Source organism: Phycobacter azelaicus (genome assembly GCF_014884385.1).
Taxonomy (GTDB): domain Bacteria; phylum Pseudomonadota; class Alphaproteobacteria; order Rhodobacterales; family Rhodobacteraceae; genus Phycobacter; species Phycobacter azelaicus.
In genome coordinates this window covers 2861321-2875265 of the sequence record NZ_WKFH01000003.1, presented here as the reverse complement: position 1 = coordinate 2875265, position 13945 = coordinate 2861321, and the positions used below count along the sequence as shown (strand labels likewise).

The 13945-nt window shown below is 61.3% G+C and carries 9 protein-coding genes; 3 read left to right on the top strand and 6 right to left on the bottom strand.

Going from position 1 to position 13945, the window contains the following annotated elements; genetic code table 11:
• Nucleotides 1-25: 25 nt before the first annotated feature.
• Nucleotides 26-1360: a PQQ-like beta-propeller repeat protein gene (locus INS80_RS14895; RefSeq protein WP_192966385.1), complete on the bottom strand. Its 1335-nt coding sequence runs from the start codon at nucleotides 1358-1360 to the stop codon at nucleotides 26-28.
• A 67-nt stretch (nucleotides 1361-1427) separates the two neighbouring features.
• Nucleotides 1428-2099: a hypothetical protein gene (locus INS80_RS14890; protein ID WP_192966384.1), complete on the bottom strand. Its 672-nt coding sequence runs from the start codon at nucleotides 2097-2099 to the stop codon at nucleotides 1428-1430.
• Between the two features lie 269 nt (nucleotides 2100-2368).
• On the opposite strand from INS80_RS14890, the gene INS80_RS14885 reads away from it, so the two are divergent.
• Together INS80_RS14885 and INS80_RS14880 are read left to right on the top strand one after the other, a co-directional pair.
• A complete protein-coding gene (locus INS80_RS14885; protein ID WP_192966383.1) occupies nucleotides 2369-3619 on the top strand; it encodes an efflux RND transporter periplasmic adaptor subunit in 1251 nt (416 codons plus the stop codon).
• The gene (locus INS80_RS14880) at nucleotides 3616-7419 is read left to right on the top strand and encodes an efflux RND transporter permease subunit (RefSeq protein WP_192966382.1); all 3804 of its coding nucleotides are present in this window, start codon (nucleotides 3616-3618) and stop codon (nucleotides 7417-7419) included. Before INS80_RS14885 ends, INS80_RS14880 begins: the two co-directional genes overlap by 4 nt.
• Nucleotides 7420-7479: 60 nt before the next feature.
• Here the strand turns inward: INS80_RS14880 and INS80_RS14875 are convergent, their stop codons facing one another.
• From INS80_RS14875 to INS80_RS14865, 3 genes are all read right to left on the bottom strand, one after another.
• Entirely contained in the window at nucleotides 7480-8556 is a 1077-nt protein-coding gene (locus INS80_RS14875) for an endonuclease/exonuclease/phosphatase family protein (protein ID WP_192966381.1), read from the bottom strand.
• A gap of 322 nt (nucleotides 8557-8878) precedes the next feature.
• Nucleotides 8879-10696 (bottom strand): ABCB family ABC transporter ATP-binding protein/permease, encoded by a 1818-nt coding sequence (locus INS80_RS14870; RefSeq protein WP_192966380.1) that lies wholly within the window; start codon nucleotides 10694-10696, stop codon nucleotides 8879-8881.
• 133 nt (nucleotides 10697-10829) lie between these two features.
• On the bottom strand, nucleotides 10830-12707 hold the full coding sequence (locus INS80_RS14865; RefSeq protein WP_192966379.1) for a LysM peptidoglycan-binding domain-containing protein: 1878 nt from the start codon (nucleotides 12705-12707) through the stop codon (nucleotides 10830-10832).
• 122 nt (nucleotides 12708-12829) lie between these two features.
• Here INS80_RS14865 and INS80_RS14860 point away from each other — a divergent pair, with 122 nt between their 5' ends.
• Nucleotides 12830-13375, top strand: coding sequence for an LOG family protein (locus tag INS80_RS14860; protein ID WP_192966378.1), 546 nt, complete (start codon nucleotides 12830-12832; stop codon nucleotides 13373-13375).
• A gap of 48 nt (nucleotides 13376-13423) precedes the next feature.
• Here INS80_RS14860 and INS80_RS14855 read toward each other — a convergent pair whose 3' ends face one another.
• Nucleotides 13424-13879 carry a host attachment family protein gene (locus INS80_RS14855; RefSeq protein WP_192966377.1) on the bottom strand — a complete coding sequence of 152 codons (456 nt, stop codon included), beginning with the start codon at nucleotides 13877-13879 and terminating at the stop codon, nucleotides 13424-13426.
• Between the last annotated feature and the right edge of the window lie 66 nt (nucleotides 13880-13945).

Here is a 13945-nt window from a genome sequence, read left to right as displayed (position 1 = left end):
GCTATTGGGAAAGACCTGATTGCCTTTATCGGAAGGCAAGCAGATCCCCTTTGGAGGACACTACATAGAGTGTATTGCCCGCAACGACCGGGTCGGTTGTTGCCCCTCCCGGCACTTCGACCGTGCGCGCAAGGCTACCATCGCGCGGGTCGAACAGACGCATCTGACCATCATTGGAGACCACAACGACCTGCCCTCCGGCAACGATCGGGCCGTAATGTGCAACCACCTCGCCCCGTTTGCCGGGCTTGTCCTTGAGATAGCCGGGCAGATCCACAGCCCAGATCACCGCGCCGCTGGCCGCATCAAGGCGCAACAGTTGATTGCGGTCACTGATCTGGAAAAGACTCCCGCCTACGGGCCAGACGGGACCGATGGCCCCCTCGTTTGCCGTCCAGATCCGGTCGCCGTTATCCGTATCGATCGCCACCGTGCGTCCCGAGTGATTTCCCACAAACGCACGTTTGCCCACCACCACTGGTGCTCCGGTCACATCGCTGATCCGCGCAAGTGTCGTGCCAACCCGCTGCCCCGCAACCGACGCATTCCAGCGCCGTACGCCGCCCCGTTTGAAGCTGGCAACCAGATCACCCGAACCAAAGGCAAAGATCACGTAATCTCCTGCGATCACGGGTGCCGGAGCCCCCAGCACGTTCGACGGGCTTGGCGCACCTTCAACCTGCCAGGCAATCCGACCGTCCGACGTATGCACGGCCCAGCCGGTATCATCACCGGCCACCAGGTACACCAGACCATCGCGCACGATCGGATCCCCGGATCCGGTCGCCTCCAGCTCCTGACGCCAGATCTGCTTGCCGCTGGTCGCATCCAGGGCCGTCAGAACGCCATAGCCGGAAGAGATGTAGAGGACCCCCTTGTCAAAGGCCATACCACCGCCGGTTGCCTGGCCTGCGCCCTCACGCGAGGGGATCAGGTCAGACTGCCACAGAACCTGGCCCGATGGCGACACCGCAGAAACCTGCGCGGCGCTGTCGAGTGTAAAGATCTTGCCATCCGCAACGACGGGACGTGCGGTGATCCGCTGGCGGCGGGCGTCTCCTTCGCCGATCGACGTGACCCAGGCCAACTGAGGCGCCGCACTCAGCGCCGGATGCGTCGTGCGCTGCGCCTGCAGACCGTGGGTCTGCGCCCAGGTCGCGTTCACGGTCTGCCGCGGTAGTGAAATCGGCTTTGACTGGTTTGCGACTTCGGAATTAGCGTCGGTGCGGATGTCCTCACGCTGGCCCTGCAGAATTATCTCGGGCTCCGCGCATGCCGACAACAGCGCCCCCAGGGCCGCTGAGCAGACCAGCGCCCGCCAGCGCACCCCGCCACCATTGATACCACCAGCTGACGTCATAGTCCTGCCCCGCAAGTCCCTGTTGCAGCCCCGCAGCCTGTGCGCGGGCTCTTGTTTGTCTTTTCGCTCACCCCTCGGGTGTTGCGGTCCCATCCGGATTTCCGCCCAAAGCGACAATCACTTGAGTTGCCCGGTCTTTCAAGTCCCGGCTGACCGTGGCATCGGCAACAATCGACTGTAGGCGCGAAATCGCAGCCTCCGTTTTGCCCTCTTCGATCTCAAGCAAGGCAAGCTGCTCCGACGCAAGCAGTGCAAGTGGCGCACCTGGCTGGGCAAGAGCCTCGTACTGGATTCTGCGATCCGCAGCGGAAAGGCTACCCGCCTGCAGGGAAAGAGCCTTGAAGCTGGCGATATGACGATACACCAGCTCAAGCTCACCATCGGCGGCAATCTCGGACAGCAAGGCAGCCGCACGCTCAACATCGCCTGCTTCGGCAAATGCGCCAGCCTGCAGCATCTTGGCAATAGCTGCGCCGGTCGCCGTGCCCGCAGGAACTGCCGCCAACGCCTCTGCGCGCGCTGCCGGGTCATCCGCGGCCAGCGCTGCCGTCATCGCATCTCCAAGCTCCTGCGCCGCCGCCTGATCCTTGGCCTTGCCGTACTCACGCCAAGCTGCCCCACCGACGATCATCACAACCGCCAGCCCCCCAATCCAGCCGTACCGTTTGAGCATGAGGAACAGACGATCGCGACGAACCTCTTCTGTCACCTCGTCGATAAAGCTGTCGGTATCGCTCATAAAAATGTCCCTGGTCCGCCCGGCTTGAACCGGATTGTTGTGCTTTGGTCCTTCTCATATCGTGCCTTTAAAGCCAAGCCAAGAGCCGCAATCGTGCTCAAGCGCGCCTGAACAAGGCTCTGGAGCGAAAAATGTGAACTGAACCGCTCTGTTTAGTATGGACAATACTCACATGATACTTATGTCTTTCCTCGGGTGTCTGGCGGAACCCTCTTGAAAAGCCCGATTCATTTGTCGGAATGCGCTCATTTCCTTGAGAAAGGCCCGAAATGCGTTTGATACCCCTTTTGACCGCGATTGCGGTGGCTGCCGGATTATATTTCCTCGTGTTCGAACGGGATGACTTGCTTGCATTCGCAAGAGGTGAGACCGCTGAAGACACCGCAGCCGCAACCGCGTCAGATGCGCCCACAAACCCGGAATCCACGGCTCAGCTTGCATCGCAAAACCGCATCGGTGTGGTTGCCCTGCGCAGCGAGGCGCGCCCGCTGGACAGTGCAGTTATTCTGCGCGGGCAAACCCAGGCTGCACGCCAGGTAGAAGTACTCGCCGAAACCACCTCAACCGTGATTTCAGAGCCGCTGCGCAAAGGTGCTCAGGTCAAGGCCGGAGATCTTCTATGTGAGCTGGACCCCGGAACCCGCCAAGCGACCTATCATGAGGCAAAGGCACGCCTGATCGAAGCCCGCTCACGCGTCCCTGAGGCAGAGGCCCGCCTGGTAGAGGCGCAAGCGCGCCTGCGTGAGAGCCAGATAAACCTGGTTGCCGCTCAGAAACTCTCCGAAGGGGGCTACGCTTCGGAAACACGGCTGGCCGCAGCCGAAGCAACGGAACGCTCTGCCGTTGCCGGAGTTGAAACCGCCAAGGGAGGACTTGAAGCAGCCCGTGCGGGTATTGAGGCCGCGCAAGCTGCAGTAGCTGCCGCAGAGACTGAAATTGCGCGCCTGACAATCACAGCGCCTTTTGATGGGCTTCTGGAGAGCGACACCGCAGAGGTCGGCAGCCTGTTGCTGCCTGGCAGCCTCTGCGCGACGGTGATCCAGCTCGATACGATCAAGCTGGTTGGATATGTCCCGGAAACCGAAGTGAACCGTATTGACGTCGGCGCACGCGCCGGTGCGGAATTGGCCAACGGCTTGCGCGTTCAGGGCGAAGTCAGCTTTGTGAGCCGCTCGGCGGACCCCACAACGCGCACCTTCGAAGTGGAGATCCTTGTTGGAAACGCCGACCTCCGGATTCGGGACGGTCAGACGGCGGATATTGCAATCTCTGCCGAGGGGACCAAGGCTCACAAGCTGCCGCAATCGGCGCTCACACTCAACAATGATGGCCGCCTGGGCGTGCGCATCGTACGCGAAGACAAGACCGCCGGTTTTGAGCTGATTGACCTGTTGCGTGATACCGCAGACGGGGTCTGGGTGGCCGGTCTGCCGGATACCGCCGACGTCATCGTCGTCGGGCAGGACTTCGTCACCGAGGGTGTGGCGGTCGAACCGACCTATCGGGAGGCGGGTCAATGATCGGCATCGTCTCATGGGCCGCTGACCGGGCCCGCATGGTTCTGGCCTTTATCCTGATCTCGCTCCTTGTGGGCGGGTTTGCCTATATGAGCCTTCCCAAGGAGGGCGAGCCTGACATCGACATCCCGATGCTGCACGTCTCGGTGCAATTTCCCGGCATTTCTGCCGAAGACAGCGAAAGCCTGCTGATCAAGCCGATGGAATCCGAGCTGGTCGATCTGGACGGGCTCAAAGAGATGACCTCGACAGCGGCAGAGAACTATGCAGGGGTTCTGCTGGAGTTCGACTTTGGCTGGGACAAGAGCGCCACCATCGCGGATGTGCGTGACGCCATGAACTCAGCCCAGGCGGAATTCCCAAGCGGGGCCGAACAATATGTAATCACCGAGATCAATTTCTCAGAGTTTCCGATTGTGATCGTAAACCTGTCGGGAGACGTGCCCGAGCGTACCATGGCGCGCGTCGCGAAACAGCTGCAGGACGATATCGAAGCGCTGGATGCCGTGCTGGAGGCGCCGATTGCAGGCAACCGCGACGAAATGGTCGAGGTTGTGATCGATCCGCTACGGCTTGAATCCTATAACGTCACCGCGCTAGAGCTGATCAATGTGGTGCAGAACAACAATCAGCTGATTGCAGCCGGTGAAGTTGAAACGGCCCAGGGCACGTTTTCGATCAAAATCCCCTCGTCTTTCAACGATGTGCGCGACATCTACGCCCTGCCAATCAAGACCAATGGCGACCGCGTCGTGAAGCTGGGTGAGCTGGCGCAGATCAACTATACTTTCGAGGACCGCGAAGGCACCGCCCGTTTCGATGGCGAGGACACGGTCGCGTTGCAGGTGGTGAAACGCAAGGGCTACAACCTGATCGACACGGTGGATCTGGTAAAAGAGACCCTCGCCAAGGCGCAGGAGAAATGGCCACCAGAACTGCGCGCCGCGATTGCGGTTGGCACCTCCAACGATCAGAGCCGCGTTGTAGGGTCAATGGTCAGCCAGCTCGAAGGCTCCGTGCTGACAGCGATTGCGCTGGTGATGATCGTGGTGCTGTCCTCGCTCGGCAGCCGCGCCGCATTGCTGGTCGGCTTTGCCATCCCGACCTCCTTCCTTTTGTGCTTTGCCCTTCTGGCCTTGATGGGGATTTCCGTCTCCAACATCGTGATGTTCGGTCTCATCCTTGCCGTCGGGATGCTGGTGGATGGCGCCATCGTGGTGGTGGAATACGCCGACAAGCGCATCAAGGAGGGCACCGGCCCGATGCACGCCTATGTGGAGGCAGCGCAGCGGATGTTCTGGCCGGTGGTCTCTTCCACGGCGACGACGCTCTGTGCCTTTTTGCCCATGCTGTTCTGGCCCGGCGTTCCGGGTGAGTTCATGGGCATGCTGCCGGTGACGCTGATCTTCGTCTTGTCTGCCTCGCTGGTGGTTGCACTGGTCTACCTGCCGGTCATGGGCGGGGTTTCAGGCCGCATCAGCCGCGTCTTTGAGGGCACATCAAACGGCCTGCGCGCGGTGCTCCCGTGGCCCGTCCGCGCCCTTTTGGTGCCACCCGCCATATGGGGTATGTTTGCCGGTCTGATGCAGATTCTGAACCCGGCCTATCTGCTGCCTGAAGCGGCGGTGGCCTCCATGCCCGCCGCCGTACCCGCAATCCTCGGCGCGCTGGTCTTTGTCCTATCCGCCTTTGCGGCCTCGATCACACTGGGCGCAACACGGATCGAGCGTAAACCCAAATCCGTTTCCGCAGGCTATCGACACACCTCCTTTGGCTATTTCATCAAGTTCATCGCGGGAAATCCCATCGTGCCGCTGGTAACGGTGGCTGTGGTGGCCTTCAGCATCGCAACAGTCTTCAAGACTTTCGGCGAGAACAACTACGGCGTCGAATTCTTCGTGGACTCCGAACCGGAACAGGCCACCGCCTATGTGCGGGCGCGAGGCAATATATCGCTTGCGGAAAAAGACGAGATGGTCCGCCAGGCCGAAGAGGTCATCAAGGCGCACCCCGCTGTCATCAACGTCTTCTCCTTCGCAGGCGAAGGCGGGCTGGACACCGGCGGCCCCGGCGGCGGGCAAAAGCCGCAGGACACCGTCGGGCAAGTCCAGTTCGAGATCATTCCCTGGGAGGACCGTCCCAAAGAGACCGAAACCTGGTTCTTCGGCCTCTTGACCCGGGAAGTTACGGCAACAGCCTTTGACGGCAATACGGTACTAGAGGAACTCAACGCCGAACTGGTCAAGCTGCCGGGTTTCATAACCGAGCTGAAGGCGCTGGAACAGGGGCCGGGATCCGGCAAGCCGATCCACCTGCGCATCAAGGGCGACGGCTGGGAAGATCTGACAGCCGCCACCGAAACCGCGCGGGCGCATTTTGATGCCATGCCGGGCCTCACGCTGGTGGAAGACACCCTGCCCCTGCCCGGCATCGACTGGCAGATCGACGTGGATGTGGAAAAGGCCGGTCGCTATGGCGCCGATGTGGCCACCGTGGGCGCCATGGTGCAGCTGGTGACACGCGGCATTCTTCTGGACACCATGCGGGTCGATAGTTCCGACGAGGAGATCGAGATCCGCGTGCGCCTGCCCGACGAAGATCGGGTTCTCTCGACGCTGGACAACCTCAAGGTCCGCACCGCCGACGGCCTGGTGCCGCTCAGCAACTTCATCACCCGCAAGCCGGTGCCCAAGCTGGCCCAGATCACCCGCGTGCAGCAGCAGCGCTATTACGATGTGAAAGCGGATGTAGAGCCCGGCCTGAGCAAGGTCGTCGCAACAGATCTCGATAGCGGAGAAGAGCGGATCTTTGCGCTGGTCAAACCCGCGCCGGATGGAACACAGGGTGAATACACGGGTCCGAATGGTCAGCAGTTCATCCTGGTCGCTCTCGATCAGGCTGCAACGTCGAGCGCCCTGGAAGCCGCCCTGGAAGATGGCGCGCGGATTGCTCCGGTAAACGCCAACGAACGAATTGCCGAGATCACCAAGTGGCTGAACGAACGCGATCCCTTCCCCAGTTCCATCACCTGGGAATGGACAGGCGATCAGGAGGAACAGGAGGAAAGCGGCGCCTTCCTGTCCAAGGCCTTTGCCGGGGCGCTGGGACTGATGTTCGTGATTCTCTTGGCGCAGTTCAACTCTTTCTACAACTCGGCGCTGGTGCTGCTGGCTGTGGTTCTCTCCACCACGGGGGTGCTGATCGGGATGCTGGTGATGCAGCAGCCGTTCTCGATCATCATGACCGGCACTGGTATCGTCGCGCTGGCGGGGATCGTGGTGAACAACAACATTGTTCTGATCGATACCTATCAGGAATACAGCCAGCACATGCCCCGCATCGAGGCGATCATCCGCACCGCCGAGGCGCGCATTCGCCCGGTGCTGCTGACCACGGTGACCACAATGGCGGGCCTTGCCCCAATGATGTTCGGCATCAGCCTCGATTTCATCAACGGTGGCTATTCCATCGACAGCCCCACCGCGCTCTGGTGGAAACAGCTGGCAACCGCCGTGGTCTTTGGCCTTGGCATTGCAACCGTGCTGACGCTGGTGGTCACGCCGTCGCTATTGTCGATCCGGGTGTGGCTGTCGACCTACCTCTCCTGGATGGGCCGCCTGATGGCGCGCTTGACCGGCGGGCGTTCCAGCCGGATTGCACAGGACATGCGCCTTGCGAAGAAAGCCCGGAAGCTTCCCACGACCGAGCTTTTGTGGGATGACGTCCTTCCGGCGGCTCCAGAGAGCAAGGCCGAGTGGGATGACAAACCAGATGGAACCGCATCGCTGCGCGCGGCAGAATAGCCGTTTCTGTCTGAGACGTAAAAAGGCCCCGTCGCAGCGGGGCCTTTTCTGTTCAGCGGTTCAAGGCAAAGCGGTCTGATCCGCGTCCACTTGCGCGATCTTCTCCTCTGCGCGCTCCACGTCCCGCGGGCTGGCTTCAGGTTCTGGATGCAGGTTGCGGGCGCGCGGGGTGTGCTGCAGAATGGCCTCAATGGGGAAATGATCCGAGCCGATATGCCCCAGCCGCTGGATACTCACCAAGGTGAAATCTCCCGAGCAAAAGACATGGTCCAGCGGCCAGCGCAGCAGCCAGTAGCCCGCGTGAAAAGTGCTGAACAGTCCACGCCCAATGCGCGGATCCAGAAGACCGCTGATCTTTTGGAACAAACGGGTTGAGGCAGACCAGGCCACATCGTTCAGATCCCCCATGACCACCACCGGCCCGGCCTTTGCATCAAGCTCCCGGGCGACAAGGAGCAGCTCTCCATCGCGCTCGGCAGAGGTCGGGTTTTCCGTTGGGCTTGGCGGCGCCGGATGAAGGCAATGCAACCGCACCCGGGTGCCCGAGCGCAAGATCACATCGGCATGTATCGACGGAACCCCTTCCTCAACCAGATAAGCTATATGCACGTTTTCCAAGTCTAGCCGTGAATAGAGGTGCATACCATAAAGGTTGTCTAGCGGCTTTTTGACTGAGAAAGGATACTCCTGTTCGATCGCTGTAAGTTGCTCCTGCCACCAGGCATCGGATTCAAGCGTCAGCAAAAGGTCCGGCGCACGCCCTTGCACAAGGTCAATCAGTGCGCCCGCATTGCGGTTGGTCATCAACACATTGGCGACGAGAACTTTCAACTGGTCCTGGGGCCGCAGCTGCCTGGCCGTCTGAATCTGGTTTGGAAAGAGCACCGTGTACGGCAGAATTCGAGCCAGCTGCAGACCTGTACATCCAAGAAGGACAGCCGGGAGCCAAAGCCCCCAGCCCCAGGACCACTCAAAAGCCCAAAGTGCAAGGGCCAAGGCCACAGCCGTCAACACAGCGACCTGAACCGCGGGAAACTCGAAGGCGCGTATCCACCAGCCCTCGCGCTGCCAGAGTGGCAGCAGCGTCAGGAGCGGCACTGCGCAAAGGCCGAGGTAAAGGGCCCAGCTCAGATCCATGTGTTAGCTCTCTGTCTTGCGTAGGTTCAGCTCTGTGCACAGCGACGCGGACGAATGACCCCACCGGTCGCAGCGTCAGCATTTATGCGCACAGAAGCCAACGCGCTGCAACGCTTCAACAGGATTCGCTGCGCGCGTTGCCTGCGTTTGCCTCCGGAGGGGGCTAACGCAAACAGGCTGAACTGGGGTATATTGTCAGCTACCGTGGCCGCCAACGTGGCGAGCGCCCAGACCAGGCTTGGTACCCGAAGGCTGCCCCTGCAGGGCGCTTGTCCAGTCTCCCCCGTTTAGGGACGCCGACCAAGAACATGCCTGAGCCTGACTATGCGACGTCTTGGTCCGACTGCTGGCGATGCCACAGGTGTGCATAGCGTCCCTGCCGCTGGAGCAGCTCTTCGTGGGTGCCTGCCTCGGCGATCTCACCCTGTTCCAGCACAACGATCTGGTCGGCCTCGGCCACGGTTGAAAGGCGGTGCGCGATGGTGATCACCGTGCGCCCCTGCCCGGCACGCGCCAGGGCCTCCTTGATGTCGCGTTCCGTGTCGGTATCCAGCGCTGAGGTGGCCTCGTCCAGCAACAGGATCGGGGGATCTTTCAGAAGGGTGCGAGCAATACCAACTCGCTGTTTTTCACCGCCCGATAGCTTCAGCCCGCGCTCTCCCACCTGGGTGTCATAACCTTGGGGCAGGCTTTCGATGAAATCGTGGATTTGCGCAGCGCGTGCTGCCTCTTCGATTTCGGCTTCAGTAGCGCCATCGCGCCCGTAGGCGATGTTGTAGCGGATGGTGTCGTTGAACAGCACGGTATCCTGCGGCACCACCCCGATGGCCGCATGAAGGCTCTCCTGCGTCACCTCGCGCACGTCCTGACCATCGATGGTCAGCGCGCCCCCGGTGACGTCATAGAACCGGAACAACAGCCGCCCGATGGTGGATTTGCCAGATCCGGTGGAGCCGACGATGGCCACGGTCTGTCCCGGCCGGGCCTCCATGGTGATCCCTTTCAGGATCTCACGCTCGACCTCATAGCCAAACCGCAGCTCCGTCAGCCGGATATGTCCGGCGGTCACCTTCAGCTCCTTGGCGCCGGGACGGTCAGTCACATCGGGTGGCTGCTCCAACAGATCGAACATCTCTCCCATGTCCACTAGGCTTTGACGGATCTCGCGGTAGACAGACCCGAGAAAGTTCAACGGCACGGTGATCTGCACCATGTAGGCGTTGACCATGACGAAATCGCCGACAGTCAGGCTGCCTTGCTGCACGCCAATCGCCGCCATCACCATGACTGCGATCAATCCACCAGTGATGATCAGGCTTTGGCCAAAGTTTAGGAATGCCAGCGAATAGGCCGTTTTGAGCGCCGCATTCGCATAGGCGCGCATCGCACCATCATAGCGTGCCGCCTCACGTTCTTCCGCGCCGAAGTATTTCACCGTTTCAAAGTTCAGAAGGCTGTCGATCGCCTTTTGGTTGGCATCGGTGTCCTGGGTGTTCATTTCGCGCCGCAGTCTCACGCGCCATTCTGTCACAGCCAGCGTGAACCAGACATAAAGCGCAATGGTTACCCCCACCGCCAACAGGTATCGCGCATCGAACAAGACCGTCAGGACGATGGCGACCAGCGCCAACTCCAGCACCAATGGCCCGATGGAAAACAACAGGAAGCGCAAGAGGAACTCGACCCCCTTGACCCCACGCTCAATGATCCGCGACAGGCCGCCCGTCTTGCGGGTGATGTGATAGCGCATCGACAGACGATGGATATGGCGGAAGGTTTCAAGCGCCAGACGCCGCAGGGCCCGCTGCGTCACCGGCGCAAATACAGCATCGCGCAGCTGCTGGAACCCGTTGGTCAGAACCCGCGCCACACCATAGGCGACCGTCAGACCAACCGCGCCGAGCGCCAGAGGCGGCACTCCTTCGCCCGCCAGCGCATCGACCGCACCCTTGTAAAGGACGGGGGTATAGACCGCGATCACCTTGGCCAAAATCAGAACCGCCATGGCCATCACCACGCGGACCTTTACCGAGGTTTGCCCGTTTGGCCAGAGATACGGAAGCACCTTGCGCAACGTGCGCAGGCTTGAGCGGCGTTCCTCGGCTGAGATACTGCCGATGGTGGTTGGGTTTCGTCGCATGAGACTCCTGACCGAAATCCGTAAATGGCCTTGGAGGCCACAAATACCGCCGCAATCCCGCAAAGGCGAGGCGTGAAACGAAAAAACCGCGCCCCGGCAGCAGGGACGCGGCGCTTTCGCGGTGCAGAGGCGGTTACTCTGGCAGGTTGAACACCTGCCCTGGATAGATCAGGTCCGGATCGCGGATCGCGTCCTGGTTGGCCTCGAACACCCGTACATATAGGAACCCGCTGCCATAGCGCTGCTGGGAAATCGCCCAAAGCGTATCCCCCTTTTGCACGGTCACGGCTCGCACCAGCGGAACGGGCTGGCTGGGAGCAGCACCAGGCTCCTGAGCAGGAATCTGTAGCACTTCGGGCGCTTCCCGTTTGAAGGGAGTTTCCAGTCGGCTAAGGACCGCGCCATCCGCCGTATCCACCTCATCAAGGCGAAGCGTGTAGATACCGGGTTCCACTTCCCCAAGCGCCCCGCTCCAGCGGCCGTCTTCTGCGACCGGCAGCTCGGCCTTGAGGCGGTTGTTCACATAGGCACGCACAAGCCCATCCGGGCGCGCCCGCCCGGCAAGCTGCACCGCACCGTTGTCGGAGTAGCTGATCGTATCGAGCGCAACTTTGCCAGCAAGGATGGGTGCTGCAGGCTGAACCACCTCTATTCCATCGGCGCCTGCCCGCAAGACAGCAACGGCTGTTGCTTCAGGGACGGGGGCCGGAGCGGTTTCGGCACTGGCAGGTGCTTCCTGCGACGTGGCTGCGCTTTGCGACACTGAGGTATCCGCCGGGCCAATATCTGACGTATCCGCAGCAGCAGTCTGCACCGAAACCTCAGACCTTGCGATCTCATCCGGTTGATCCGGCGCTGCAGACTGAGCCGCCACGGGCGGCGCAGGTATCTGTGCTTCGGTGGTGTCCGCATCGGCTTCCGGTACATCGGCCGACGGCAGTGGCGGCTCGCTGGCGCTTTGCGCAACATCCGCCCGCGTCACATTTGTCTGCTCCACGTCCGGCTGAACATCTGGAGCATCCGTCGGCGCAGCGGGCTGCGTGACGCCAGCCTCTGCGACCTGCGGCGCTGGTACCGGGGCGGCCGGTGCTATGATGAACTGATCGAGCGAGGCCACCGCCTGATCGCCCGCACGGGCCACAAGCGATATCACGCGCGGGCGGTCGCTGGGCGTAATGCTGGAAAAGACCGCAAACTCACCTTCCCCCTGCACATCGGCTTCTTCCAGAATGACGCCGTCGACAAGCACCTGCACCTGCGATCCGGCCGGTGCGCGACCTGCGATGACCAAAGCGCCCTCGGGATCGACCCGCACCAGATCAAGTTGCGGCGCGGCCAGCACAGCATCTTCTTGTGCCGGAGGCGGGTTCTGCGTCGCAGCATCTGTAGCATTCGCCGAGTCTTCAGAACCGGTCGCGGCAGAGGCAACATCGGTTTCCAAAGGTGCGTCCGAAGGCTCCGGCGCCGCTCCAGTCTCGGGAACGGCGCTGTCCTCGCCGACCTCCGGCAGGCGATCGGCCTGTGCCTGTTCCGTGGGCTGCGCAAGCGTCGCAGACCCTTCGGACTGCCCTGCTTCGGCCTCGGCACCGACCTCGGCCAGATCCTCTGTGGATTGTTCTTCGACGCCCTCCGTGTCAGCTTGCTGAACCTGAGCGTCTTGCGCCGAAGCCTCGGCCGCCGGATCGGAGGGGTCGGCCTGCGACACTTCTGGGTCTGCTTGGGGCTGGCCAACGGCTGTAGTTGCGGCGACATCTTCGCCCACGTCCTCGCCGGAAGGTGCTGCTGCTCCCGCATCGCCAACCTGGGTGCCAGGCACAGCCTGTGTTCCACTCGACGGCGAGACAATCGCATCATTGCTGGTATCATCCCGCAAGGAACGATCCGCCGGTTGACCGTCCTGGTCGAACACCCCCAATTGCACCAGAACAACACCTCCGACGATCACAACCACAGCGGCAATGCTCCCCAACGCAAGAGAACCGATACCCCCACTTCCAGATGTCTGCGCCATTTGGTTCCTTCCCTAGTGCGAGATGCTTTTTCTCTCGCTTGGTTGAGCCAGCCTAGCGATCGGGGTATCTGGGGTCAAAAAGCGTTCCCCCACCGCATGAACCCCAGTCAAAAGGCCGTCCCATGAGTGTAAAATCCGTCTGTGTGTATTGCGGATCCCGTTTTGGAGCAATGCCCAGCTATGCCGCAGCCGCTGAGTCCTTGGGAAAGGGGCTGGCAGAACACAGTTTACGCCTCGTTTATGGCGCTGGGGATGTTGGTTTGATGGGAACGGTCGCACGCGCCGCGCAGGCGGCGGGCGGCGAAACATTCGGCGTTATCCCGGTTCACCTGGAACGGCGTGAGGTCGGGAAATCGGATCTGACCACCTATGTGGTGACCGAGACGATGCACGAGCGCAAGAAGGTCATGCTGTACAACGCCGACGCCGTCGTCGTGCTACCGGGCGGGCCCGGCTCACTAGACGAACTCTTCGAAGTGCTCACCTGGCGTCAGCTTGGCCTACATGGCAAGCCAATCATCATCGTCAATATCGACGGCTATTGGGACAAGCTGCGTGACCTCCTTGATCACGTGACTGATCAAGCGTTCGCAGATCCCGAAATACAGAGCTATCTGACCTGGGTCACCAGCAGCGAGGAAGCCCTAAGACACCTCACCGCCGACTGATACATGGGCGCCACCGCGGCGCCCAATCCCTTGAAAGCTGACTGGCTGTCAGGCACTTTCTAGAGCGGACTGCACGGCATCTGCAATCTGGGCAACCGTGTGGTTGGTCAGGTCCTTTGGTAGCTCCGCCATCACCAGCTTTGCTGCGGCGGGGCTCAGCTCTGAGCGCAGCGTGCCAAGGCTGCGAGGCGGCGCGATCAGAACAAGCGCAGGGCAGGCCCCGGCCTGAACCCACTTGTTGACAAGCGAAGCAACGCCCCCCGCAAATGTGTCTTCGTTCAACTGGTGCCAGTCTGCAGGCTCTACAGCCCCACGTGCCGCGCCAGAGGCACCGCTGAAGCGTCCCGGCGCACTGGTCCCCTGCTCACGGTTCGCAGGGTTCACCATCTGGTCGGCGCGGATCACGTTCAGCGCGGCATCCACCGTATCGCTCACGTTTTCCAGAAACAGCGCTTTGCGCCCATCGGCGACAATGATCCATAGTCCTTTTGGCAATCTGAGCATTGGCTCTCCTTTCCCTATCCCTCTTCATCAGAAAGAGGACCCGGCAACCATGCTTTGATGCGTGTC